General features: G+C 59.4%; 15 protein-coding genes and 4 pseudogenes. 5 read left to right on the top strand and 14 right to left on the bottom strand.

The features are described 5' to 3' along the window. Positions 1 to 177: 177 nt before the first annotated feature. The 11 genes and pseudogenes from JFT80_RS12835 to JFT80_RS12785 form a co-directional block, all read right to left on the bottom strand. The gene (locus tag JFT80_RS12835) at positions 178 to 444 is read right to left on the bottom strand and encodes a DUF2790 domain-containing protein (protein WP_122840504.1); all 267 of its coding nucleotides are present in this window, start codon (positions 442 to 444) and stop codon (positions 178 to 180) included. Between the two features lie 172 nt (positions 445 to 616). After that, on the bottom strand, positions 617 to 1,555 hold the full coding sequence (locus tag JFT80_RS12830) for a carbohydrate kinase (protein ID WP_122840503.1): 939 nt from the start codon (positions 1,553 to 1,555) through the stop codon (positions 617 to 619). Between the two features lie 13 nt (positions 1,556 to 1,568). Then, positions 1,569 to 3,065 carry a xylulokinase gene (gene xylB, locus JFT80_RS12825; RefSeq protein WP_201148113.1) on the bottom strand — a complete coding sequence of 499 codons (1,497 nt, stop codon included), beginning with the start codon at positions 3,063 to 3,065 and terminating at the stop codon, positions 1,569 to 1,571. Between the two features lie 73 nt (positions 3,066 to 3,138). After that, complete coding sequence (locus JFT80_RS12820; protein WP_201148112.1) at positions 3,139 to 4,611, bottom strand: mannitol dehydrogenase family protein; 1,473 nt, start codon at positions 4,609 to 4,611, stop codon at positions 3,139 to 3,141. A gap of 16 nt (positions 4,612 to 4,627) precedes the next feature. Then, positions 4,628 to 5,730, bottom strand: a pseudogene (locus JFT80_RS12815) (ABC transporter ATP-binding protein). Between the two features lie 124 nt (positions 5,731 to 5,854). After that, positions 5,855 to 6,685 (bottom strand): carbohydrate ABC transporter permease, encoded by an 831-nt coding sequence (locus JFT80_RS12810; protein WP_201148111.1) that lies wholly within the window; start codon positions 6,683 to 6,685, stop codon positions 5,855 to 5,857. Between the two features lie 8 nt (positions 6,686 to 6,693). Continuing rightward, positions 6,694 to 7,620: a carbohydrate ABC transporter permease gene (locus tag JFT80_RS12805; protein WP_201148110.1), complete on the bottom strand. Its 927-nt coding sequence runs from the start codon at positions 7,618 to 7,620 to the stop codon at positions 6,694 to 6,696. Between the two features lie 134 nt (positions 7,621 to 7,754). Beyond that, positions 7,755 to 9,065, bottom strand: coding sequence for a sugar ABC transporter substrate-binding protein (locus JFT80_RS12800; protein ID WP_201148109.1), 1,311 nt, complete (start codon positions 9,063 to 9,065; stop codon positions 7,755 to 7,757). Positions 9,066 to 9,221: 156 nt separating this feature from the next. Next, positions 9,222 to 10,127, bottom strand: coding sequence for an AraC family transcriptional regulator (locus JFT80_RS12795; RefSeq protein WP_201148108.1), 906 nt, complete (start codon positions 10,125 to 10,127; stop codon positions 9,222 to 9,224). A gap of 78 nt (positions 10,128 to 10,205) precedes the next feature. After that, on the bottom strand, positions 10,206 to 11,504 hold the full coding sequence (locus JFT80_RS12790; protein WP_201148107.1) for a glycosyltransferase family 4 protein: 1,299 nt from the start codon (positions 11,502 to 11,504) through the stop codon (positions 10,206 to 10,208). Between the two features lie 93 nt (positions 11,505 to 11,597). Further along, the gene (locus JFT80_RS12785) at positions 11,598 to 11,966 is read right to left on the bottom strand and encodes a response regulator (protein ID WP_201148106.1); all 369 of its coding nucleotides are present in this window, start codon (positions 11,964 to 11,966) and stop codon (positions 11,598 to 11,600) included. 259 nt (positions 11,967 to 12,225) lie between these two features. On the opposite strand from JFT80_RS12785, the gene JFT80_RS12780 reads away from it, so the two are divergent. From JFT80_RS12780 to JFT80_RS12760, 5 genes and pseudogenes are all read left to right on the top strand, one after another. After that, positions 12,226 to 15,717, top strand: coding sequence for a response regulator (locus JFT80_RS12780; RefSeq protein WP_201148105.1), 3,492 nt, complete (start codon positions 12,226 to 12,228; stop codon positions 15,715 to 15,717). After that, positions 15,717 to 16,550, top strand: coding sequence for a protein-glutamate O-methyltransferase CheR (locus JFT80_RS12775; protein ID WP_201148104.1), 834 nt, complete (start codon positions 15,717 to 15,719; stop codon positions 16,548 to 16,550). The genes JFT80_RS12780 and JFT80_RS12775 overlap by 1 nt, the downstream gene beginning before the upstream one ends. Next, positions 16,547 to 17,129: pseudogene (locus tag JFT80_RS12770) on the top strand (chemotaxis protein CheB). Before JFT80_RS12775 ends, JFT80_RS12770 begins: the two are co-directional and overlap by 4 nt. Next, positions 17,123 to 18,363 (top strand): annotated as a pseudogene (locus JFT80_RS12765) (ATP-binding protein). Before JFT80_RS12770 ends, JFT80_RS12765 begins: the two co-directional pseudogenes overlap by 7 nt. A 17-nt stretch (positions 18,364 to 18,380) precedes the next feature. Then, complete coding sequence (locus tag JFT80_RS12760) at positions 18,381 to 18,758, top strand: response regulator (protein ID WP_201148103.1); 378 nt, start codon at positions 18,381 to 18,383, stop codon at positions 18,756 to 18,758. Positions 18,759 to 19,031: 273 nt separating this feature from the next. Here JFT80_RS12760 and JFT80_RS12755 read toward each other — a convergent pair whose 3' ends face one another. The 3 genes and pseudogenes from JFT80_RS12755 to JFT80_RS12745 form a co-directional block, all read right to left on the bottom strand. Next, complete coding sequence (locus JFT80_RS12755) at positions 19,032 to 20,702, bottom strand: response regulator (protein WP_201148102.1); 1,671 nt, start codon at positions 20,700 to 20,702, stop codon at positions 19,032 to 19,034. Beyond that, positions 20,699 to 22,201 carry an ATPase domain-containing protein gene (locus JFT80_RS12750; RefSeq protein WP_201148101.1) on the bottom strand — a complete coding sequence of 501 codons (1,503 nt, stop codon included), beginning with the start codon at positions 22,199 to 22,201 and terminating at the stop codon, positions 20,699 to 20,701. Before JFT80_RS12750 ends, JFT80_RS12755 begins: the two co-directional genes overlap by 4 nt. 233 nt (positions 22,202 to 22,434) lie before the next feature. Next, positions 22,435 to 23,489, bottom strand: a pseudogene (locus tag JFT80_RS12745) (tetratricopeptide repeat protein). Between the last annotated feature and the right edge of the window lie 106 nt (positions 23,490 to 23,595).

The raw sequence follows: 23,595 nt of genomic DNA, 5'->3' as shown, positions 1-23,595 counted from the left end.
TAACGGCCGGCGAGAGATCAACGAGCTCATTGCGGGGCTGCGCTCCGATATCGATCTCCATGCACACAAGCAAACGCTGCACCCGGACCGCAAGGCGCTTTAAGCTCTGACGATAACCGCCGGCGATCTGACTATTACTCAAGGGTCTGGCCTGACAACAGGCCAGACCCTTTGTCGTCAGTTCTGCAAGCTGCAAGCATCCGACAATTTGCGATAGCTGATTTGCGCAGGTTGCCCGGCGTTGTCGATGTATTTCATTTCAGCCGTCACCACTTTGCAGTCCATGGTCGAAGGCTCCGTCAGGGCCACCACCTTGGCGACGTGCAGGGGCATCCCGTAATGGTAGGGCACCGCTTGGCTGGTACCTGCGTCATTGGCATGGGCGATGCCGCCCCAGGAAATACTGGCAAGGGTGGTGGCGAGCAATATCGTTTGCATTTTCATGAGCGTACTCCAGCGCAGACAAAGGTCAGCTCGACCATCAGGATCGAGCGGTCCGCACTGGGCTGTCAGGCAAGCTGCAGGCGTGCGGTCCAGTCAATTATTGGACCGCACAGTTAAGCGATGGTTAACCTAGCCGCATGCCACCTGTCGGCTGGAGGCTGCTATTTCAGGTTTATTGCAGCTGATGCCGATACGGCAAGTCCGGCCCGGTCCTGGTGCACGTCAGTGCCGCTGCGCTCACCGCAAACCTGAGCATTGCATCAGTCTGCTCGCGTTCTAATTGCTGCAAACCCTGCACCGAATCCAGTTGCTGCTCCGTCAGCCAGGCGATCAATGCCGCCTGGAAGGTATCGCCGGCACCGACGGTGTCGGCAATCTCCACGGCGCAGGCCGGTACCGACCAGGCGCCGTGTCGACGACTGAACACCGTCGCACCTTCGCCACCGCGAGTCAGGAACACCAGCTGACAGCGATGCTCCAGCCAGCCCTCGATCACCCGCTGCGGGTCCTGTTCGGGATATAACAGGCTCAGGTCCTCGTCGCTGACCTTGATCAGGTCGGCATGCTCGACCAGCATCGCCACTCGCGAGCGCCACAATTCGATGTTCGGCTCTGGATTGAGCCGCACATTCGGATCCAGGCTGATCAAGCGCTTACCGCTTTCTCTGCGCACCAATGCCAGGAGGGTATCGGCAACCGGCTGTACCACCAGCGAGTAGGAACCGACATGCAGGCCGCGTATGTAGGCCGGCAGCAGCGGAAGATGGTCGAGGCGCAGCTGCCGGTCAGCGCAACCTTCGCCCCGAAAGCTGTAATGCGGCGAGCCATTGGCGCCCACGGCGACCATCGCCAGGGTAGTGGGCGCCGCGAATTCCACCACGAAGTCGGTAGCCACACCTTCGTCCTGCAACACCTGCTGCAAACGCTTGCCCAGGTAATCGCTGGACAGCCCGGCAAACAGCGCGGCCTTTACGCCCAGCCGACGCAAACCCACGGCCACATTGAACGGCGAACCACCAGCAATGGCCTTGAAATTTACTTTGGACGCCAGGCCACTGACGTCTTCTTCACTGAAAAAATCGAACAGCGCTTCGCCACACACCAGATACATGATTATTCACTCTTCAAAGGGTTGCGACATGCTGTCGGTAACGTTTGTACAGCGGCTCATACGCGGCGACATTGGCGGCGACCGGCAGGGTTTCGCTGCTCAGGTCGAGTTGCACGCAGCGCTCGCACAAGACTTTGAGGCTGACGGCTGCTCCATCTGCCAGTGACACGCACCACGCTGCCTGAATCGCAGCACCGAGGGCTGCGGCTTCGCTCTGCTCGGTGCAGATGACCGGGGTGTTCATGATGTCGGCAACGATCTGTCGCCACACCGGGCTTTTCGAGCCACCGCCGATCAGGCAAATGCTGCGGCTTTGTAAACCATTCTGGCGCAGTAAATCCAGCCCATAACGCAAACCGAATGTGGTGCCTTCAACGGCGGCACGGCACAGGTTGGCTTGGGTCAGATTATCCAGCGTCAATCCGTGCAGGCTGCCGGTGGCGTGGGGCAGGGCGGGAACACGTTCGCCGTTGAAGAACGGCAACAGACTGACACCCTCCGCGCCAATCGGTGCCTGCGCCACCAGCTCATTGAACCGGTCGAGATCCAGCTCGAACAGTTCGCGAATCGCGCCGGTGGCATTGGTCAGGTTCATGGTGCAGATCAGCGGCAACCAGCCGCCGCTGGAGGAGCAGAACGTGGCCACCGACCCATCGAAGCTGACCCGTGGCTGGTCGGCATAGGCATACACCGTTCCCGACGAGCCCAGGCTCATGGTGATGGCGCCGGGCTGAATGTTGCCAGTGCCAATCGCACCCATCATGTTGTCACCGCCGCCGCTGGCAACGCGTGCCTGCGGGTTGACCCCCAGGAGTGCCGCGATGTCCGGCCTGATGGTGCCGACTGGCTGGTCGGCGCCGACCAGTTCGGGCAGCGCCGCTTCCAGCCTCCCGGAGGGATCGATCTCGCGCAGTAACTGCGTATCCCACTGGCGCGTGCGAACATCGAAGTAACCCGTGCCGGAGGCATCGCCATATTCACTGCAGCAACGGCCTGTGAGCCAATAATTGAGGTAATCGTGGGGCAACAGGATATGGGCGATGCGGGCAAACACTTGCGGGTGATGGTCCCGAGTCCAGAGCAGTTTGGACAGGGTATAGCCTGGGGCGATCACCACGCCAAGTCGCTCCAGAGAACCCTTTTCCCCGCCCAGCAACGCCAGCAGGCGATCGTTCTGCGGGGTGGACTCGGTGTCGCACCATAACTTGGCCGGGCGCAGTACCTGACCCTGGTGGTCCAGCAGCACCAGGCCATGTTGCTGCCCGGAGACGGCGATACCCCGGATGCCCTGACCGTCGACATTAGCCGCCTGCAATGCGCGGCGTGTCGCCAGGGCAAATGCATCGAGCCACTGACGGGTGTCTTGCTCGCGTCGGCCGTTGGCCCCACTGATCAGGCTGTGCTCCGCGGCGCCCTGACCCAGCACCTGACCGCTGTGGGCGTCGAGGATCAGGGCCTTGGTGCCCTGGGTGCCACAGTCGATGCCCAGGTATAGCTGTTGATGTGCCATGGTTGATCCTTGGTGTTTCATCTGAACCTCGGTGAGGCTGATCGCGAGCAGGCTCGCTCCCACAGAACTGAGGCTACGCCAGGACCCGCTCCAACGTGCGTGTCACCCCCACCTCGCGCAAGCTGTTGCAGCACCATTCGAACGCCGCGACAAACTCGGGCGACTGCGCGATGGCCGTACCGAAAATCTCCTCAACCCCCAGCAAGCGCTGAGTCACCAGCGCATCATCGGCCACCAATGCCTGGCAGAACATCGCCCGCGGATCTGGGATCGTGTAGGTATCGCCATTTTCGTCGACACCCTTCAAGTACAGCGCCCAGGCCGCGACGACGAGCGCCGCACGCTTCGTCTCGCGCCCATCGGCAATCAGCCGATTGATCGTCGGAATGGTGAACTTGGGAAACTTCGACGACCCGTCCGAGCACACGCGCTCAAGCTGATCGGCAATCGCCTGGTTGGAGAACCGCGCCACCAGCGTGTCTTTGTAATCGCTCAGATCGATCCCCGGCACCGGCGCGAGTTGTGGGGTGACGTCGAGATCCATAAAGGCGCGCATGTAACGCACGAACAACGGATCGTTCATCGTCTCGTGGACGTAGCGATAACCTTTGAGGAAGCCCAGATACGTCAACGCCAAGTGACTGCCGTTGAGCAATTTGATCTTCATCTCTTCGTAAGGCGAGACGTCGTTGGTGAACTGCACACCAACCTTTTCCCATGCTGGCCGCCCGTTGACGAACTTGTCTTCCAGCACCCATTGCACAAACGGCTCGCAGACCACCGGCCAGGCATCGTCCACCGCATGTTTGTCGGCCAGTTGCAGGCGATGCGCGGTGCTGGTCATTGGTGTGATGCGGTCGACCATGGCGTTGGGAAAACTGACGTTGGCGTCGATCCAGTCGCGCAGTTCAGCGTCGAGTAGCGACGCGAAGGCCAGCAATGCCTTACGAGTCACCGCGCCGTTGTGCGGGAGGTTATCGCAGGACATCACGGTGAACGCCGCCGTGCCCGCCGCACGGCGTTTGGCCAATGCTGCACAGAGAAATCCGAACACGGTTTTCGGCGCTTGCGGGTGCGCCAGATCATGTTGCACCTGCGGCAGGTGCGCCATGAACTCGCCGTTGCTGTCATCGATGCAATAGCCGCCCTCGGTGATGGTCAGCGAAACGATGCGGATGTGCGGGTCGGCGAGTTTATCGATCAGTGCTTGAGCGCCGTCCTCGGCCAGCAGCATGTCGCGGATCGCGCCGATCACACGGACTTCGGTGTCATCGCTGTCGCCGAGTTCGAACAGGGTGAACAGGTAATCCTGCTCTTTGAGGTCGTCGCGGGCGCGGCGGTCTTCGCCGCGCAGGCCGACGCCGCAAATGGCCCAGTCCAGGTCTATGCCCAGGTTCATCAGCGCATCGGTGTAATACGCCTGGTGCGCCCGGTGGAAACCGCCGACGCCAATGTGCGCGATACCCTGGCGGGTGTCGCTTAAGGCGTAGGCCGGCAGGCGCACTTCGGCAGCAAGGTGAGGCAAATTCTGTTTGTTGAGTTTCATCACTGGCTCTCGCAAATCAGGCGGCGGCGCGCAGCGGGCGGGTCAGCGCCACGCCGTCGGCATCGAATAAATGGCAGTGCTCGGCATCCAGGTGCAGGCTCAGGGCCTCACCGTAACGGCTGGCCAGATCGCCGCGAACCCGCATGGTCAGGGCCTCACCGGATGTGGTCAGCACATGGCAGAACGTATCGCTGCCAAGGCGCTCGCTGACATCGGCAGTGACCTGCAAGGTGCAATCGCCGGTGCGCGCCAGGTTCAGGTGCTCGGGGCGGATGCCCAATGTCACCGCGCCGCCGACGCTCAGGCTGGCGCCGCTCAGCGGCAGGTTGATGCGAGTGCCGGCGTCCAGCAGCACTTCGCAGCGTTGGCTGTCGACCCGGTGACCTTGCCCTTGAGGAAGCCCATTTTGGGCGTGCCGAGAAAACCGGCGACAAACAGATTGGCCGGCTGGTGATACAGATCCAGCGGCGAGCCGACCTGTTCGATCTTGCCGCCATTGAGCACCACGACTTTGTCGGCCATGGTCATCGCTTCCACCTGGTCGTGGGTCACGTAGATCATCGTCGCTTGCAGGTCTTTGTGCAGACGCAGCAGTTCCAGACGCATCTGCACTCGCAGCGCAGCGTCGAGGTTGGACAGCGGTTCATCAAACAGGAAGATTTTCGGGTTGCGCACAATGGCGCGCCCGATGGCGACGCGTTGGCGCTGGCCGCCAGAGAGCTGTTTGGGTTTGCGTTCGAGCATCGGCCCGAGTTCGAGAATGCGCGCGGCTTCGCCGACTTTTTTCTCGACTTCGGCTTTCGGTACACCGGCCAGGTCGAGGGCGAACGACATGTTCTTTTTCACGGTCATGTGCGGGTACAGCGCGTAGGTCTGGAACACCATCGCCAGATCGCGCTTGGCCGGGCTGACCTCGGTGATGTCGCGGCCATCCAGCTCGATGGTGCCGCCGCTGACTTCTTCGAGGCCGGCGATCAGGCGCAGCAGGGTGGATTTGCCGCAGCCCGAGGGGCCGACGAAGACCACGAATTCCTTGTCGTTCACTTCAAGGTCGATGCCTTTGATGATGGAGAAGCCTTCGAAGCCTTTTTGCAGATTCTTGATTTTCAGGTTGGCCATGATGATGGGCCTCCGCGTTGTTTTTTTTAAGATCAAAAGATCGCAGCCTGCGGCAGCTCCTACAGGGGGACGGCATGCTTTATGTAGAAGCTGCCGAAGGCTGCGATCTTTCGCTTTTCAAATTTCATTTCACGGCGCCGAAGGAGAGGCCGCGCACCAGCTGCTTCTGGCTGATCCAGCCGAAGATCAGGATCGGCGCACAGGCCAGGGTCGAGACCGCCGACAATTTGGCCCAGAACAGTCCCTCGGGGCTTGAGTAAGAGGCGATCAGCGCGGTCAGCGGCGCAGCTTTTGACGAGGTCAGGTTCAACGACCAGAAGGCTTCGTTCCAGCACAGGATCAGCGACAGCAGCACGGTCGAGGCGAGGCCTCCCTTGGCAATCGGCAGCAACACGCGGACCATCTCCTGCCACAGCGTGGCGCCATCGAGACGTGCGGCTTCGAGGATGTCTTTGGGGATGTCCTTGAAGTAGGTGTAAATCATCCAGACCACGATCGGCAGGTTGATCAGCGTGTAGATCACGATCAGCGCGATGCGCGTATCGAGCAGGCCGAAGCTCTTGGCCAGCAGGTAGATCGGCATCAGCACGCCCACCGGCGGCAGCATCTTGGTCGAGAGCATCCACAGCAGCGTGCCCTTGGTGCGCTGGGTTTCGTAGAACGCCATCGAGTACGCCGCCGGCACCGCGATCAGCAGGCACAGAGCGGTAGCGCTGAACGAAATCACCACCGAGTTCCAGGCGAAACTGAAGTAGTCGCTGCGCTCGTTGATGTGCAGATAGTTCTCCAGCGTCGGCGTGAAGATGAATTGCGGCGGCGTGGCGAAGGCGTCGATTTCGGTTTTGAAACTGGTCAGTACCATCCAGAAGATCGGGAAGAAAATCACGATTGCGATAGCCCAGGCGAGGGTGCCGAGCAGCAGGCTTTGCAGCCGGCGGGATTGTTGAAGAGTCATGGCGGGCCTCAGGCTTTGTCAGTCAGGTTTTTGCCGATCATCCGCACCAGAATGATCGCCGCGATGTTGGCAATGACCACGGCAATCAAGCCGCCCGCCGAAGCCATGCCGACGTCGAACTGCACCAGCGCCTGGTTGTAGATCAGGTAGGCGAGGTTGGTCGAGGCGTAGCCGGGGCCGCCGTTGGTGGTGGTGAAAATCTCGGCAAACACCGAGAGCAGGAAGATGGTTTCGATCATCACCACGACGGCAATGGGGCGTGCCAGATGCGGCAGGGTCAAGTGCCAGAAAATAGCGACAGGCCCGGCGCCGTCGAGACGCGCGGCTTCTTTCTGTTCCTGGTCGAGGGACTGCATGGCGGTCATCAGAATCAGGATCGCGAAGGGCAGCCACTGCCAAGAGACAATGATGATGATCGACAGCAGCGGGTAGTGCGCCAGCCAATCCACCGGTTGCGCGCCGAACAGCTTCCAGACGTAGGCGAGGATCCCGGAAACCGGGTGGAAAATCAGGTTCTTCCAGATCAGCGCACCGACCGTGGGCATGATGAAGAACGGCGAAATCAGCATGACCCGCACGATGCCGCGACCGAGAAATTCGCTCGCTTCCAGCAAGGCACTGATGAGTACCCCAAACACCACGCTGATCAGCAACACGCTACCGACCAGCAGCAGGGTGTTGGTGGCACCGGGCAGAAACCCGGAGTCGGTCAGAAAGTAGCTGAAGTTCTCCAGCCCGACGAACTCGTTCTCGCCGGGGTTGAGCAGGTTGTAGCGGATCATCGAAAAGTAAATGGTCATGCCCAGCGGCACGATCATCCACAGCAGCAACAGGGCCACCGAAGGGCTGACCAGAAACCAGCCGGGATTGCGTACGCGGACCTTGCGCTGGGGTTGCGACAGGTTGAGGTGGGCTTTGGCAGTTGAAGTATTCATGGCGATCACAACCGATTGGGAACAGGCAGATAAAGATCTGTAGGCGCGAGCTTGCTCGCGATGGTGGAGTCAGATAAATGGGTGTCGCCTGACGCACCATCGCGAGCGAGCTCGCTCCTACAAGGGGACGCGGGTTACTTCGGATAACCCGCGCGCTTCATCTCTCGCTCGGTGGTTTGCTGCGCCGCCGTCAGCGCCTGGTCGACCGAGGTCTGGCCAATCAGCGCCGCCGAAAACGATTTGCCGACCTGGGTGCCAATGCCCTGGAACTCGGGAATGGTCACCAACTGGATGCCGATGTAGGGCACCGGCTTGAGGGTCGGTTTGCTCGGGTCCGCAGCCTTGAGGGATTCAAGCGTGACCTTGGCGAATGGCGCGGCGCTCATGTAAGCGTCGCTGTAAGTCGAGGCCCGGGTGCCAGGTGGTACGTTGGCAATGCCATCTTTTTCGGCAACCAGTACGCCGTATTCCCTGGAAGTGGCCCAGGCGCTGAAGGTTTTCGCCGCCTCCTTGGCCTTGGAGCTGGCGGGTATCGCCAGTGCCCAGGAGTACAGCCAGGCCGAACCCTTGTCGGTGACCTGATGCGGGGCAAACGTGAAGCCGACATGGTCAGCGACTTTGCTCTGGGTCTTGTCAGTGACAAACGACCCGGCAACGCTGGCATCGACCCAGATTGCGCATTTGCCGCTGTTGAACAGGGCGAGGTTTTCATTGAAACCGTTGCTGGAGGCGCCCGGCGGGCCGGATTTCTTCATGGTGTCGACGTAGAAGTTCAGCGCGTTTTTCCACTCGGGGCCGGTGAATTCCGGCTGCCACTTCTCATCGAACCAGCGTGCGCCGTAAGCATTGGCAACGGTGGTGATCAGCGCCATGTTCTCGCCCCAGCCAGCCTTGCCGCGCAAGCAGATGCCGTACTGCTCTTTGTCTTTGTTGGTGAGTTTTTCAGCGAAGCCGGCGATCTGTTCCCAGGTTGGACGCTCGGGCATGGTCAGCCCGGCATCCTTGAACAGATCGGTGCGGTAATAGGTGATCGAGCTTTCCGCGTAGAACGGCAGGGCATACAGCGAACCCTTGACCGACAACCCTTCACGCACTGACGGGAATACATCGTCGAGGGCATAGTTGGCCGGCAGGTCCTTCATCGGTTCAAGCCAGCCCTTGGCTCCCCACAGTGCCGCTTCGTACATGCCGATGGTCAACACGTCGAACTGACCACCCTGGGTGGCGATGTCGGTAGTCAGGCGTTGGCGCAGAACGTTTTCTTCCAGTACCACCCAATTGAGCTTGATGTCCGGATGCTCGGTCTCGAAGGTTTTCGAGAGCTTTTGCATGCGGATCATGTCGCTGTTGTTGACGGTGGCGATGGTCAGGGTCTGGGCGCCAAGGCTGACGCTGCTGAGGGTCATGCAGGTGAGGGCAAGCAGAGCTTTTGCAGTGGGTTGCATCGTGCACTCCTTTTCTGCACCCGGCGGGTGGCAGAAGGACAGTTATTGTTTTTGTGTCTTCCGAAGGCAGGAAGAATGTGCACTGATTACAGCCTTCAATTGCCGGACTGACAAATCATCCGTAGCACTTGAACCGATACTTTTTTGCACTGGCGCTCAACCAGAATTCTGCTCGGTAAGCCGCTGTACCGCGAGCCGCCGATAATGCGAAGGCGTCATGCCCTTCAACTGCTGAAAACGCCGATTGAAGTTGGAAATGTTGTTGAACCCCGACTCGAAACACACCTCGGTCACCGGTTTGTCGCCGTCGGCCAGCAACTCGCAGGACTTACTGATGCGCAGGCGGTTGACGAATTCGATGAAACAGCGCCCCGTGGATTGCTTGAACACTCGACTGAAGTACGTCGGCTTCATGCCCAGGTGCTCGGCAACCTCCTCCAGCGGAAGCTCCCGGGCGTAGTGCGCAAAGATGTAATCAACCGCTCGGTTAGTGCGGTCGACGTTGTGCTCGTCGGCCAACTGCGGCGAGGTGGCGCCGGACAGCAACTGAAAGTCGTCAGAGGCTGCCAGCAACTCCAGCAGAATGAAAAAATGCCCCAGGCGCGTGACGCCGCGGGTATCGGCAATGCGTTGCATCAGGCCCATGGCCTGGCGTATGGTGCGTTTGCAGCGAAACTCGATGCCGTATTGCGCGCGTTCCAGCAAGGGCACCAGGGTTTTCAGCTCGGCGAACACCTGATGGCCGGTTTCAAACAAGTCGTCGGTGAAATTGACCAGCATGTCGCGTTTTTCCACGACTTCATCTTCGGCCACCTGGCTGATCCAGTTGTGCGGCAAATTCGGGCCGGTGAGAAACAGCGTCTCCGGGTAGAAGTTGCCGATGTAGTCGCCAATGAACACCTTGCCTGAGCTGGCGACAATCAAGTGCAGTTCGTACTCCTTGTGAAAATGCCAGCGAACCAGCGGGCAAGGAAAACCGTGCTGGCGATAGATGATGGATAACCCGTTGTGGTCATCCATCAACTCGTAGGAAGGGTCGGTCACGCGAGCTGTACGGGTCATGTCTGGGCACTTTCAGAATATTCGCCTGCCGATCATGCCTCTTTCCGAGCCGGAGGCGCCACCCGCAGTCTCACAGGGTTACTGAGGCTGACGGTTTTTCGCTTCGATCCACTGCGACATGTACTGAGTGCTCTTGTGCTGGTGATGGCGCAGCATGCTGCCGGTAAAGTTGTCGCGCCGGATTGAGCCCAGGTTTCGACGGCATTCTTCAATTCGTCTGATCAGCGCCGGGCCATGCTCCGCCTGGCGATAGCGCGGCCCGAGCAATTGTAGGCCTTTGGCCTGTGCGTCCAGCCAGCAGGTGCGGTCGTTGTGCAGTTGTACCGCGCTGTCGGCAAACGCCTGGGCCGTGCGGGTAATTGCACCTGGCCAGGGTTCCAGGCCGTGCATGCCTTCTGCCCCCACTGGCGTTGTGACATTCGGCGTGCCGCACAGCATCGCGCATCCACCAGCTTGCCCTTGATACCCGCGCCAAAGCGCAAGGGAGCCAGGCACACCCTGGCCGCGGACATGACTTGCAAGGCATCCTCGGCCCAGTTCATTCACATGAAAACCCTGGGCGGCGTTGTGCAGTGCGGTTGCCTTGGGCGGTGTGTAAGCGCCATAGATGTGGAGCTGGGCAGCGGGCAATTGCTGGCGAATCAACGGCCAGATCGTCGTCTTGAGCCACAGCACTGCATCCCAGTTCGGCGCATGCCGGAAGTTACCGATGCTGAGAAAATGCGCGCGGTCTTCGAAGCGAGTCGCTGGCCGGGTGGGCACATCGATCATCAGCGGACACCAGTGCAACAATTCACGGGGCACCTTGAATTGCTGCACCAGCAAATCGATTTCCACCTCGGAGATCATCAGCGTCAGGTCGCAACGATAAATGGCGGCAAGCTCACGCTTGGCCAGGTCGGCATCGGCCATGAGTTCGAATTCCTGCCGTAACGCGGGGGCAAACAATTCGTTGAAGTCTTCGAGGTCAGCGCTGGCCTTCAGGCGCTCCTTGAGGCGTTGGTGCCTGGCGTGACGCAGGCTCTGCAGGTCTGAAGTTTCCAGCACTCGCAGTGCATTGGGGCAGTGCTTTTCTACCCGCCAGCCGAATTGTTCTTCCATCATGAACTGGTCGAACAGCACGACATCCGGGGCAAGCTCACTGACAAACGCGTCGAAACTGCTGTTGTTGAGCTCGATCGGCACCTGGCGAATGCCCAGGGCGGTGAGGTCAGCCGGGTGCTCGCCAGCACCTGCCGGGCTGCCGAACGTAATGTCCCAGCCCTGTTGCAGGAAGGTTTCGAGGATTTGCATCACATGGCCGCTGGCCGCCGAGGAGCGGGGCTCGGGCCAAACGTAACCAATCACCAGGACTTTGGCTGCGCGGGGCTGACTCATTGAGGGTGGTTCCTTGAAGCGGGCAGGGAGTGTCATGCGGAAAAAAGCGCGCAATTAAAGCACAGTCCGCAGCGATCCTGGCGCTATGAGGGTTTAGCTGGCGGCCTGCAGGATGCCCTTGACCTTGTCCCGCAGCGCATCAATCGAAAACGGCTTGCCAATGACATGCATGTCAGCAGGGACGTCGATGTTTTCGGCATAACCACTGGCAAAAAGAATTGGCAGGGTGGGGCGCAGTTTTCGTGCTTCATTCGCCAGTTCACGACCGTCCATGCCCGGCAGGCCGACATCGGTCATCATCAGATCGATTTGCTGAACCGGATCTTTAAGCTTTTCCAATGCCTGTTCGCTGCCGTCAGCTTCAAGCACCTTGAACTCCAACTCCTCCAGCACATCGACAATCAGCATGCGCACGATGTCGTCGTCTTCTACGACCAGGATGGTGGACGCGGCGGAAGACATAATAGGGTTCCCAAAGATTGAAATGGTGTTGGCCGGTCGATCAGATTCGCCGGAGTCTTGCTTGAGTAAACGGCGGGGCCCGACAAGTTCCCCTCGTGCTGAAAAAAGAATAGCTGCTCAAGCGCGGGAAGGATAACCGCTCCTTGGTTCTGGAACAGCTGAATGTAGAATTTTGCGGAAATACCCGTCAGAAAATTGGATCAATATGCCCGTTATGGGGCAAACTCCCTGTTTTTTAACAGTTCGACAAGGCTCCCACATGACCTCTGCGTCTTCGGTAGATGAGCAACGATTCCGTAAACTCCTGAGCCGCAACGTCAGCCTGCCATTGGGTGTGGGCGTTGTCAGTGCCGTCTTCTTCGTATCGCTGATCACGTATCTGCTATCGGTTATCCAATGGGTCGAGCACACCGATCGGGTGATCAATAACGCCAACGAAGCGGTAAAACTGACCGTTGACCTAGAAACCGGCATGCGCGGTTTTCTGCTCAGCGGTGACGAGCATTTCCTTGATCCGTATGAAACGGCCAAGCCGCGGATCAATGTGGCGCTCAATACCTTGCTCGAACTGACGGCCGACAACCCGGTGCAGACCGATCGCCTGCGCCGTCTTCAGGCGTTGCAGACCGAGTGGGCGACATACGCGCAGTCGATGATCGACCTGCAGCGCAGCAGCGGTGACTACCGTGGCGCGGTGAAGGCCGGGCGTGGCAAGCGCCTGACCGACGAGATTCGCAAGCAGTTCGAAGACGTGATCGATATGGAGCAGCAGTTGCGCACCACGCGCAACGAAGACGTGCGCCGCACCACGATCTGGAGCATTACCCTGTATTTGCTGTTCGTGGCGGGCATCAGCGGTCTGCTGGCGTATATCGGGCGACGCGATCTGGTCAATCTTTCCGCCAGCTATGGCGCCACGCTGGCGGCACAACAGGCCAGCGCTGTGCGTCTCGAACAGCAGGCGTGGCTACGTAACGGCCAGACCGAACTCGCCGAGCAGGTGCTGGGGCAACTCACCCTTAATCTGTTGGGCCGCAATATTCTGCAGTTCTGCGCACAGTATCTCGGCACTGCCGTGGCGGCGATCTATGTGCGTGAAGAGCACGGCGGTCTCAAACGTGTGGCGACCTACGGCTTCTCCCGCGAACAGGAAGAACAGGATCAATCTATCTATAGCGGCGAAGGCATTGTCGGCCAAGTCGCCCAGCAGGCACGGTTGATTCGCCTGGACTCGGTGCCCTCCGATTACTTCAAAGTCAGCTCCGGCCTCGGCGAAGGGCTGCCGCACAGTGTGCTGGTAGTGCCGACGAGTGATGACGAGCGGGTCAACGGCGTGATCGAACTGGGCTTCCTGCGTCCACTCAATGATCGCGATATTGAGTTGCTGGAGCTGATCGCCGGCAACATCGGCACGTCCATCGAAGCGGCGCGCTATCGTCAGCGCTTGCAGGAAGTGCTCGCCGAAACCCAGCAGCTCAACGAAGAGTTGCAGGTGCAGCAGGAAGAACTGAAAACCGCCAACGAAGAGCTGGAAGAACAATCGCGGATTCTCAAAGAGTCTCAGGCGCATCTGGAAACCCAGCAAGTCGAACTGGAGCAGACCAACGAGCAACTGGCCGAACAGGCACAAACCCTGGCCGAACAGCGCGACGCGATGGACCTGAAAAACACCGAGCTCAATCAGGCGCAAGTGCAACTGGAAGAGCGCGCCGAAGAGCTGCAGCGTTCCAGCAAGTACAAGTCCGAGTTCCTCGCCAACATGTCCCACGAACTGCGCACGCCGCTGAACAGTTCGCTGATCCTGGCCAAGTTGCTCGCAGAAAACCCGCAGGACAACCTCAGTGCCGAACAGGTCAAATTTGCCGAGTCGATCTACTCGGCCGGCAACGATCTGCTGAACCTGATCAACGACATTCTCGACATCTCCAAAGTCGAGGCGGGCAAACTTGAAGTGATTCCGGAGAACACCAGCGTCGCCCGTCTCGCCGATGGCCTGCGCGGTGTGTTCGAGCCACTGGCGGCTGATAAAAAGCTGACCTTCAACGTCGACTTGCAGCCGGGTACGCCGGCCACGCTGTTCACCGACCGTCAGCGTCTGGAACAGGTAATCAAGAACCTGCTGTCGAACGCCGTCAAATTCACCGAGAAAGGCACCGTCAGCCTGACCATCGCCGGTCAGCCGAACGAGCAGATTGCATTCATCGTGCGTGACTCGGGCATCGGCATCGCAGCCGATCAGCAGGAAAGCATTTTCGAAGCCTTCCGCCAGGCCGACGGTACGACCAACCGCAAATACGGCGGCACCGGACTCGGTCTGTCGATTTCCCGCGATCTGGCGACTTTGCTCGGCGGCTCGATCAGCGTCAGCAGTACGCCGGGGCAGGGCAGCGTGTTCACCTTGTTGCTGCCGCAGCAATACAGTGAAGATGGCGAAGTCGTGAGCGCACCGTTGACCTTCACGCCGCCAGCGCCAAGCGCTCCGGCACCCGTGGTGCCTGCTGTTTCGCCGATGGCGCCGGTGCACATTCCGCGCTTTGCCGATGACCGCGACAAGGCTCCGTTCGTCACACGCTGCATTCTGGTGGTGGAAGACGAGCCGAATTTCGCCCATATCCTGTATGACCTGGCCCACGAACTGGGTTACCAATGCCTGGTGGCCCACGGTGCCGACGAAGGTTATGACCTCGCTCGCGAATTCCTGCCGGACGCGATCCTGCTGGACATGCGCCTGCCGGATCACTCCGGCCTCACCGTGCTGCAACGTCTGAAGGAGCACGCGGAAACCCGCCACATACCGGTACACGTGATTTCGGTCGAGGACCGGGTCGAAGCGGCGATGCACATGGGTGCCATTGGCTATGCCGTCAAACCGACCACCCGCGAAGAACTCAAGGACGTATTCGCTCGCCTGGAAGCCAAACTGACGCAGAAGGTCAAACGCGTCCTGCTGGTTGAAGATGACGATTTGCAACGCGAAAGCATCGCGCGCCTGATTGGCGACGAAGACATTGAAATCACCGCCGTTGGCCTCGCTCAGGACGCTTTGGAGCTGCTGCGCACGACAATCTACGATTGCATGGTCATCGACCTCAAATTGCCGGACATGCTTGGCAACGATCTGCTCAAGCGCATGTCCACCGAAGACATCTGCTCGTTCCCGCCGGTTATCGTCTATACGGGGCGTAACCTGACCCGCGATGAGGAGGCCGATCTGCGTAAATATTCGCGCTCGATCATCATCAAAGGTGCACGCTCGCCGGAGCGCTTGCTGGACGAGGTCACACTCTTTCTGCACAAAGTCGAATCGCAGTTGTCCCATGAACGGCAGAAGATGCTCAAGACTGCGCGCAGCCGCGACAAAGTCTTCGAGGGTCGTAAGGTGTTGCTGGTCGACGATGATGTGCGCAACATTTTCGCGCTGACCAGTGCGCTGGAACACAAAGGCGCAGTCGTGGTGATCGGCCGTAATGGTCGTGAGGCGATTGAAAAGTTGAATGAAGTCGAGGACATCGATCTGGTGCTGATGGACGTGATGATGCCGGAAATGGATGGTTTCGAAGCCACCATTGAAATCCGCAAGGATCCGCGCTGGCGCAAATTGCCGATCATTGCGGTGACGGCCAAGGCCATGAAGGACGATCAGGAGCGCTGCCTGCAGGCTGGCGCCAACGATTACCTGGCCAAGCCCATTGACCTGGATCGCCTGTTCTCGCTGATTCGCGTGTGGTTACCGAAGATGGAACGTATTTAGTGGAACGCAGCACTCCAGCGGAACGAAACAGCGAAATCGAATTACGGCTGTTGATCGAGGCTATTTACCTCAAGTACAGCTACGATTTTCGCGACTACTCCGGCGCTTCGATCAAGCGCCGCGTGCAGCACGCGTTGAGTCAGTTCGAATGCGCGACCATTTCGGCCCTGCAGGAAAAAGTCCTGCACGACCCGACCGCGTTCATGCAGCTCCTGCAATTGCTGACGATCCCGGTCAGTGAGATGTTTCGCGATCCCTCGCACTTTCTGGCGATACGCAAGGAAGTAGTGCCGTTGCTCAAGACCTATCCCTCGATCAAGATCTGGATCGCCGGTTGCAGCACGGGCGAGGAGGTGTATTCGATGGCCATCCTGCTGCGCGAGGAGGGCCTGCTCGATCGCACGATCATTTACGCGACCGACATCAATCCGCGGTCGCTGGACAAGGCCAAGCAGGGCATTTTCTCGATGGAGAACGTCCGTGCCTACACTGCCAATTACCAGCAGGCGGGTGGCCAGTGTTCCTTTGCCGACTACTACACGGCAGCGTATGGCTATGCGATCTTCGACAAGAGCCTGTGCGACAACGTGACGTTCGCCGATCACAGCCTGGCGACCGACAGCGTGTTCTCCGAAACGCAATTAATTTCCTGCCGTAACGTCATGATTTATTTCAATAAAAAACTTCAGGACAGGGCCTTTGGCTTGTTTCATGAGTCACTGTGCCATCGCGGCTTCCTGGTACTGGGCAGTAAGGAAACACCGGAGTTTTCAGCCTTCGGCAAGCAATTCGAACCCTTGGTCAAACAAGAACGGATCTACCGCAAATCATGAGCCATTCTTCGATTGAAGCCATCGTGATCGGCGCCTCGGCAGGCGGGGTCGAAGCCTTGCTGAACATCCTCAGCCCGCTGCGTGACGGCTTCAAGCTGCCGATCATCGTCGTCCTGCACCTGCCCGATGCGCGCCGCAGTCATCTGACCGAAGTGTTCGCCCGCCGGGTCTCGATGCCGGTGATGGAGGCCAGTGACAAGACGCCGGTCGCGCCGGGCACGCTGTATTTCGCGGCGCGCCGGTTATCACCTCTCGGTGGAACAGGACCGGACCTTCTCCCTGAGCCTGGAAGATCGCGTGCACCACTCGCGCCCGGCCATCGATTACCTGTTCGAATCCGCGGCCGATGCCTATGGCGTCAACCTCGCGGCGGTGCTGTTGACCGGCGCCAACCGCGACGGTGCCGGCGGCCTGGCACAGGTCAAGGACCGGGGCGGCCTGACCATCGTCCAGGACCCGCAAGAGGCGCAAGTCGCCACCATGCCTCAGGCTGCATTGAACATTCAGCAGCCGGATCATGTCCTACCCATTCACGGCATCGGCCGTCTGCTTGTCGAGCTGGAACGAATCGCATGTTGAGTAATATCCAAGCCAAACTGCTGATCGTCGACGATCTGCCGGAAAACCTGCTGGCGCTTGAAGCGCTGATCAAACGCGAAGACCGCACCGTCTACAAGGCGCTGTCGGCGGACGAAGCGTTGTCGCTGCTGCTCCAGCATGAGTTCGCCATGGCCATCCTCGACGTACAGATGCCAGGCATGAACGGCTTTGAACTCGCTGAGTTGATGCGCGGCACCGAGAAAACCAAGAACATCCCGATCATTTTCGTCAGCGCCGCCGGCCGTGAACTGAACTACGCGTTCAAGGGCTACGAGAGCGGGGCGGTGGACTTCCTGCACAAACCGCTGGATATCCACGCGGTGAAGAGCAAGGTCAATGTCTTCGTCGACCTGTATCGCCAGAGCAAGGCGATGAAACAGCAGGTCGAAGCGCTTGAGCAAAGCCGTCGCGAGCAGGAGGCGCTGCTGCAGCGATTACAAAGTACCCAGCTGGAACTGGAGCAGGCGGTGCGCATGCGCGATGACTTCATGTCGATCGTCGCCCACGAAGTGCGCACTCCGCTCAATGGCCTGATCCTGGAAACCCAGCTGCGCAAGATGCACCTGGCCCGGGAAAACGCCGCCGCTTTCACCCTGGACAAGATGCACGCCATGGTCGATCGCGACGAACGGCAGATAAAAAGCCTGATCCGCCTGATCGAAGACATGTTGGATGTTTCGCGGATTCGTACCGGGAAACTGTCGATCCGCCCAAGCCGCTTCGATCTCTCGGCGCTGGTGCGTGGTTTGCTGCAAAACTTCGCCCCGCAAATCGACGCGGCCGAGTCCTCGGTTTCCTGGATGCCGATGAACCGATAGAGGGCAATTGGGATGAATTTCGTATCGAACAAGTGATCTCAAACTTGTTGACCAACGCTTTACGGTACGGCGCCAAAAGCCCGATCGCCGTGAAGGTGTACAGTGAGAACGGTCAGGCGCGGGTAGAAGTGCAGGATCAAGGGATCGGCATCGGGGAAGAAAACCAGAAACGGATCTTCCAGCAGTTCGAGCGCGTCACGGCCAAGCACGCCGTCGCCGGCCTGGGCCTGGGCCTGTTTATTTCAGAACAGATTGTGACGGCCCACGGCGGTACCATTACGGTCGAAAGCCGGATTGGCGAAGGTGCCCTGTTTCGCGTTTGTCTGCCGCTGCAGGAAATCAGCCAGATAAACGCAACCTCTGGTCGACCCCACGGTCGTATCAGCAGCTATTGACCGAACAAAGGCTTCCCATGAGTGAAGATGCACAAGATGTAGTACTCGTCGTCGAGGACGAACCGGTTATCTTGATGATCCTGACCGATTACTTGTCAGGGCAGGGGTATCGCGTGCTGCAGGCCGAAAACGGCGAGCAGGCGTTCGAGATCCTCGCGAGTAAACCGCATCTGGACATGTTGATTACCGACTTTCGCCTGCCTGGCGGCATTTCCGGCGTGCAGATCGCCGAGCCTGCCGTGAAGCTGCGACCAGACCTCAAGGTGATCTTCATCAGCGGTTACCCGCAGGAGATCCGCGAGACCGGTAGCCCGATCACGCGCCGGGCACCGATTCTGGAAAAGCCATTCGACCTCGACGTTCTGCAGGAATTGATGCGGGACATGCTGTCGTAGAAGCTGCGAAGACACCCGCAGGAGCTGCGTACGACCTGCGTACGACCTGCGTAGGACCTGCGTAGGAGCTGTCGAGTGAAACGAGGCTGCGATCTTTTGATCTGAAGTAATCCAGCGCGATCTCCCGATCCCGAAATCAAAATCAAAATCAAAATCAAAAGATCGCAGCCTTCGGCAGCTCCTACCGGTCCAACATCGGCAAAACCAGCCAAAATCGGCCAAAACCAGCCGAATCGGCCAACCGGCCAAACCCGGCCAAAAAAGCCTGCAGGCTCAAATACGGATCATCTCCCGCACCTTCGCCGTCAACAGGTCGAAGGTGAAGGGCTTGGTGATCATCTGCATCCCAGGGTCAAGAAACCCTCCACGCACCGCCGCATGTTCTGCGTAACCGGTAATGAACAACACCTTGAGATCCGGCCGGAACTGGCGCCCGATCTCCGCCAGCTGCCGCCCGTTCATGCCAGGCAGCCCGACGTCACTGATCATCAGGTCGATGCGTTGCGTCGAGTCAAGGATCGGTACTGCGCTGTCTGCGTCGCCGGCTTCCACATAGGCGTAGCCGAGATCGCTCAGGACCGTGCTGACCAGCACTCGCACGGCCGGATCATCTTCAACGATCAACACCGTCTCGCCGTTTCGCGCGAAGGGCGCATGAGGTGCATCCACCGGCAGGTACTGTGGCACATCACCGCCAAAACGCGGCAGGTACAGGCTCACGGTAGTGCCCGCACCCACTTCACTACTGATGGCCACATGACCCCGCGACTGCTTGCTGAAACCATAGATCATCGACAGGCCCAGTCCCGTGCCTTGGCCGATGGGCTTGGTAGTGAAAAACGGATCAAACGCGCGGTTGATCACGCTTTCCGGCATGCCGCTGCCGTTGTCCGTGACGCTCAACATCACGTATTCGCCGGGTTTCAGATTGCTGTAGGCCTCGGTGAAATCGTGCTGCAACACCTGGTTGCTGGTTTCCACCACCAGTTTGCCGCCGTCAGGCATCGCGTCGCGGGCATTCAGGACGAGGTTGAGCAGGGCGCTTTCCAACTGATTGGGATCCGCTTCGGCGACCCAAAGCTTGTCGTCCAAGCGCATGTCCAACTGAATGCTTTCGTTGAGACTGCGTTGCAGCAGTTCGCCCATCGACAGCACCAGGGTGTTCATCTGCACGGCTTTGGAATCGAGTGACTGGCGTCGGGAGAACGCCAGCAGACGGTGCGTCAGGCCGGCGGCGCGGTTGGCCGAGGTCACGCCCAGATCGATCAGGCTGTCCAGATCTTCCGTGCGCCCGCGCGCCAGGCGCCGGCGCAACAGCTCAAGACTGCCAATGATGCCGGTGAGCATATTGTTGAAGTCATGGGCGATGCCGCCGGTGAGCTGGCCGACCGCTTCCATTTTCTGCGACTGTCGCAAGGCCTCTTCATTATGTCGCAGCTGCGCGGTGCGCTCCTCGACCTGTTGCTCGAGGGTTTCCAGCGTTGACTGCAGGCGCCGTTCACTTTCACTCAGGTCGATCAGCCGATCGCGGGCGTCGTACTGTCGTCGTCGTCCGCGCAGGGCAGCGGAGACCAGGCTGACCAGCGTCGTTGGGTGAAATGGCCGCTCAAGGAAGGTCACGTTGCCCAGTTGCGGGCTGAAACGCGAAGCGGGATTTTGCTCAGGGCCACCGTGATAGGTCATCAGCACGATGGGCAGATCCGACCATGCCGGCTGTTGCTCGATCAGCCCCACCAGGGGTTCGAGATCGCCGCCCAGCAAGGCTTCCGAAGAAATCAGCAACACCCCGGCACCAACCTCCAGCTCTCTGCACAAGGACGTCAGGTCGCGGGTGATGATCCCGGTAAACCCGGCTTCATTAAGCAACATCAAAGCGATCTGGCTGTCACGTCCCAGCGGTGCGAGGATGATCGCGCGCTCGGACATTGCTACTTGAGCCGTCACGGGGCTTCGTCCCCGAGTAACGGCTTGCTGGCGCCCATGTAGGTAGGTACGCCGCGCAGCACACCCTGAAAGGCATCGAGCGGCTCGCCGATGGTCATGCCCTTGCCGCTGATACGGTATTCGCGGATGGTGGATTCGTGGCTGCCCGTGCGCTTCTTGATGATGGAAATCGCCCGGCGGACTTTGCCGAGGGCTTCGAAGTAGCGCAACAGGATCACCGTGTCGGCCAGATAAGTGATGTCCACGGGAGCCTGCATATCGCCGACCAGACCATGTTGGGCAACGGTCATGAACGTCGCTGCACCTTTGCGGTTGAGGTACAGCAACAATTCGTGCATGTGCAGTACCAGCGCGTTTTCCTCGGGCATCGCTGCCTGATAACCGTTGATGCTGTCGATGACGACGGTTTTGATGTCGCCCTCATCGACGCAGCGGCGCACGCGGTGGGAGAACTCGCCGGGCGACAACTCTGCAGCGTCTACCTGCTCGATCAACAGGTTGCCGGTGGCCTGCAGAGCCTTGAGGTCGATACCGATGTTTTTCATGCGTTCGAACAGCAGGCCCAATTCCTCATCGAAGATGAACAGCGCGGCTTTTTCACCACGGGCGACCGCTGATGCCGCGAAAATCATCGAAATCAGCGATTTGCCGGTGCCTGCCGGGCCGAGAATCAGCGTGCTCGAACCGGTTTCGATGCCGCCACCGAGCAGTGCGTCCATTTCTTTGATGCCACTGGTCAATTGCAGACGTGAATACTCGCCGCGATGCTCTGCGGCCACCAGCCTCGGAAACACATGCACGCCGTCGCCCATGATGGTGAAGTCATGGAAACCACCGCGGTATTTCTGCCCACGATATTTGACCACCCGCACACGACGTCGCTCGGCACCGTAGTTGGGCGTCAACTCCTCAAGGCGAATGACCCCGTGCGCTACGCTGTGCACGGTTTTATCGAGGGATTCGGTGGTGAGGTCATCGAGTAGCAGTACCGTGGCGTCATAGCGCACAAAGTAGTGCTTGATCGCCAGGATCTGTCGGCGATAACGCAGAGAGCTTTGCGCCAGCAGGCGGATCTCCGAGAGGCTATCGAGGACCACGCGTGTGGGTTTGAAACGTTCGACCACTTCGAAGATCTGTTTGGTCGCTTCGCCCAGTTCCAGGTCGGATGAATATAAAAGACTCTGCTGATGCTCGGCGTTGAGCAGGCTCTCTGGTGGGGTCAACTCGAAGATTTCGATGTTGTCACCCAGCTCCCAGCCATGGGAAAGCGCGCCTTGGCGCAATTCACGTTCGGTTTCCGACAGCGTGATGTACAACGAGCGTTCGCCGGCTCGCGCGCCGGCCATCAGAAAATGCAAAGCGACCGTGGTTTTGCCGGTTCCGGGCTCACCCTCCAGCAGAAAAACATGACCGCGAGACAAGCCACCGGCAAGGATGTCGTCCAGACCGACAACACCGGTAGCGGCTTTCGCACTGATCAACTCGTTAGATGTAGACAAAAAATGCCCTCTCATGACTAGGGGAATCGAGGCCGCAGGCCTGAAGTGCCTGCTCGGACTGCCTGATCACTTGACCTTGTGCCATCACGGCGGTTCCACACTATTTGCCGTTTTGGCGTATTTTGGGCTTTACCGAGTTGTGAGTTATTCAGGATTGAGGGCTTTGGCAAGTTGCTGGGTATGCAGGATTGTGGAAGCAAAGCAGTAGTTGCTTCTACTGGATCCAACTTGCCTCAAAGCCCCTGCTGCAACGCCGGGTCATCCGGGTTCATCTGCTCAAGCTGAGCCAGCAGAATCTGCACATTCTGCAACTGCCCGCTTTCCTTCCAGTAATTGATCAACAACACCCGGGCCCGACGATCGGCGGGATGGCGCTGGACTATTTCCTGCAACTGCTTCTGCGCCGCTTCCAGTTCCTGCTCATCGTGCAATGTAGTAGCCAGGTCGTAGCGGTAGTCCTTGTTATCCGGTTCCAGCTCTACCGCCTTGGCCAAACCCAGGACGGCATATTCACTCTGCCCGTGATGCAGCAACCACATTCCGAGGGCATGTTGCAGGTAAGCCGAATCCGGCTGGGCTTTCAACTGTTTGGCCAACAGCAGCCGGGCGGCGTCGCTCTGGCCTTGCCTGTCCAGTACGTCGATTTGCATCACCAGCGCCGGCAAATTGGTGGGGGCCAGTTGCAGGGTTTTCTCCAGCGCCTGCTGCGCCTCCTTCAGGTCACCGTTGTGCAGATGCAGCCGAGCCAGCTGGTAATAATTGTCAGCGCTGGGCGGCTGCGTCTTCAGGTCCTGTTCCCAGGCATCGATCGCCTGTTCCAGCGGGCCAAAATACAAGCCAAGCTCATCCGGGGACAGGCCGAGCAAGGCATTTACCGCGGCATAACGCACCTGCTGTTCGCCGTCATCGAGCAATGGCCCGATCAACAGGCTGCGCTGGCCATTGGGCACCAAGGCGCTGATGCTCTTGATGGCCGCCACGCGCACCTGGGGCGATTCGCGTTGCAAGTCGGCATCCGCCAGTTTGAGGGCGACCGAGCTTGGGTAGTTAGGCAGTTCGGCGTGCAGCCAGATTCGTCGTTTATCGGAGATGTCGGGGCGCGCCAGTTGTTGATAGAGCACCCGCGCAGCGCCGGGCTTTCCGGCGCGGGCCTGCTCCAGCGCTTCGCTGTAACCCCGCTTGATCGCAGGCGGGACGTCGGGGGTGGTGCTGCGCAGGAAAACCAGGCCAGCACAACGGCGAACAGCGCGCAGAGGCTGATGATCAGGTAGCGGCGAGACTGGGGCATGCAGGAATCCATTGCTGACAAGCTTGTGCAAAGCCGTCAGCTTCGGTCAGGCAGGGCCTGGAGTCAAACCCTGACGCGTGCCAATGAAATGCGTCGACAGACTGCC

The organism is Pseudomonas sp. TH10, from assembly GCF_016651255.1.
Taxonomy (GTDB): domain Bacteria; phylum Pseudomonadota; class Gammaproteobacteria; order Pseudomonadales; family Pseudomonadaceae; genus Aquipseudomonas.
This window is presented reverse-complemented; position numbering and strand designations above follow the sequence as displayed.

What these genes read in the sequence shown, in the direction of transcription:
- JFT80_RS12795 (WP_201148108.1), bottom strand. Translation starts at nt 10,127, where the DNA reads ATGACCCGTACAGCTCGCGTGACCGACCCTTCCTACGAGTTGATGGAT.
- JFT80_RS12810 (WP_201148111.1), bottom strand. Translation starts at nt 6,685, where the DNA reads ATGACTCTTCAACAATCCCGCCGGCTGCAAAGCCTGCTGCTCGGCACC.
- JFT80_RS12830 (WP_122840503.1), bottom strand. Translation starts at nt 1,555, where the DNA reads ATGTATCTGGTGTGTGGCGAAGCGCTGTTCGATTTTTTCAGTGAAGAA.
- JFT80_RS12780 (WP_201148105.1), top strand. Translation starts at nt 12,226, where the DNA reads ATGACCTCTGCGTCTTCGGTAGATGAGCAACGATTCCGTAAACTCCTG.
- xylB (WP_201148113.1), bottom strand. Translation starts at nt 3,065, where the DNA reads ATGGCACATCAACAGCTATACCTGGGCATCGACTGTGGCACCCAGGGC.
- JFT80_RS12835 (WP_122840504.1), bottom strand. Translation starts at nt 444, where the DNA reads ATGAAAATGCAAACGATATTGCTCGCCACCACCCTTGCCAGTATTTCC.
- JFT80_RS12820 (WP_201148112.1), bottom strand. Translation starts at nt 4,611, where the DNA reads ATGAAACTCAACAAACAGAATTTGCCTCACCTTGCTGCCGAAGTGCGC.
- JFT80_RS12760 (WP_201148103.1), top strand. Translation starts at nt 18,381, where the DNA reads ATGAGTGAAGATGCACAAGATGTAGTACTCGTCGTCGAGGACGAACCG.
- JFT80_RS12800 (WP_201148109.1), bottom strand. Translation starts at nt 9,065, where the DNA reads ATGCAACCCACTGCAAAAGCTCTGCTTGCCCTCACCTGCATGACCCTC.
- JFT80_RS12790 (WP_201148107.1), bottom strand. Translation starts at nt 11,504, where the DNA reads ATGAGTCAGCCCCGCGCAGCCAAAGTCCTGGTGATTGGTTACGTTTGG.
- JFT80_RS12805 (WP_201148110.1), bottom strand. Translation starts at nt 7,620, where the DNA reads ATGAATACTTCAACTGCCAAAGCCCACCTCAACCTGTCGCAACCCCAG.
- JFT80_RS12785 (WP_201148106.1), bottom strand. Translation starts at nt 11,966, where the DNA reads ATGTCTTCCGCCGCGTCCACCATCCTGGTCGTAGAAGACGACGACATC.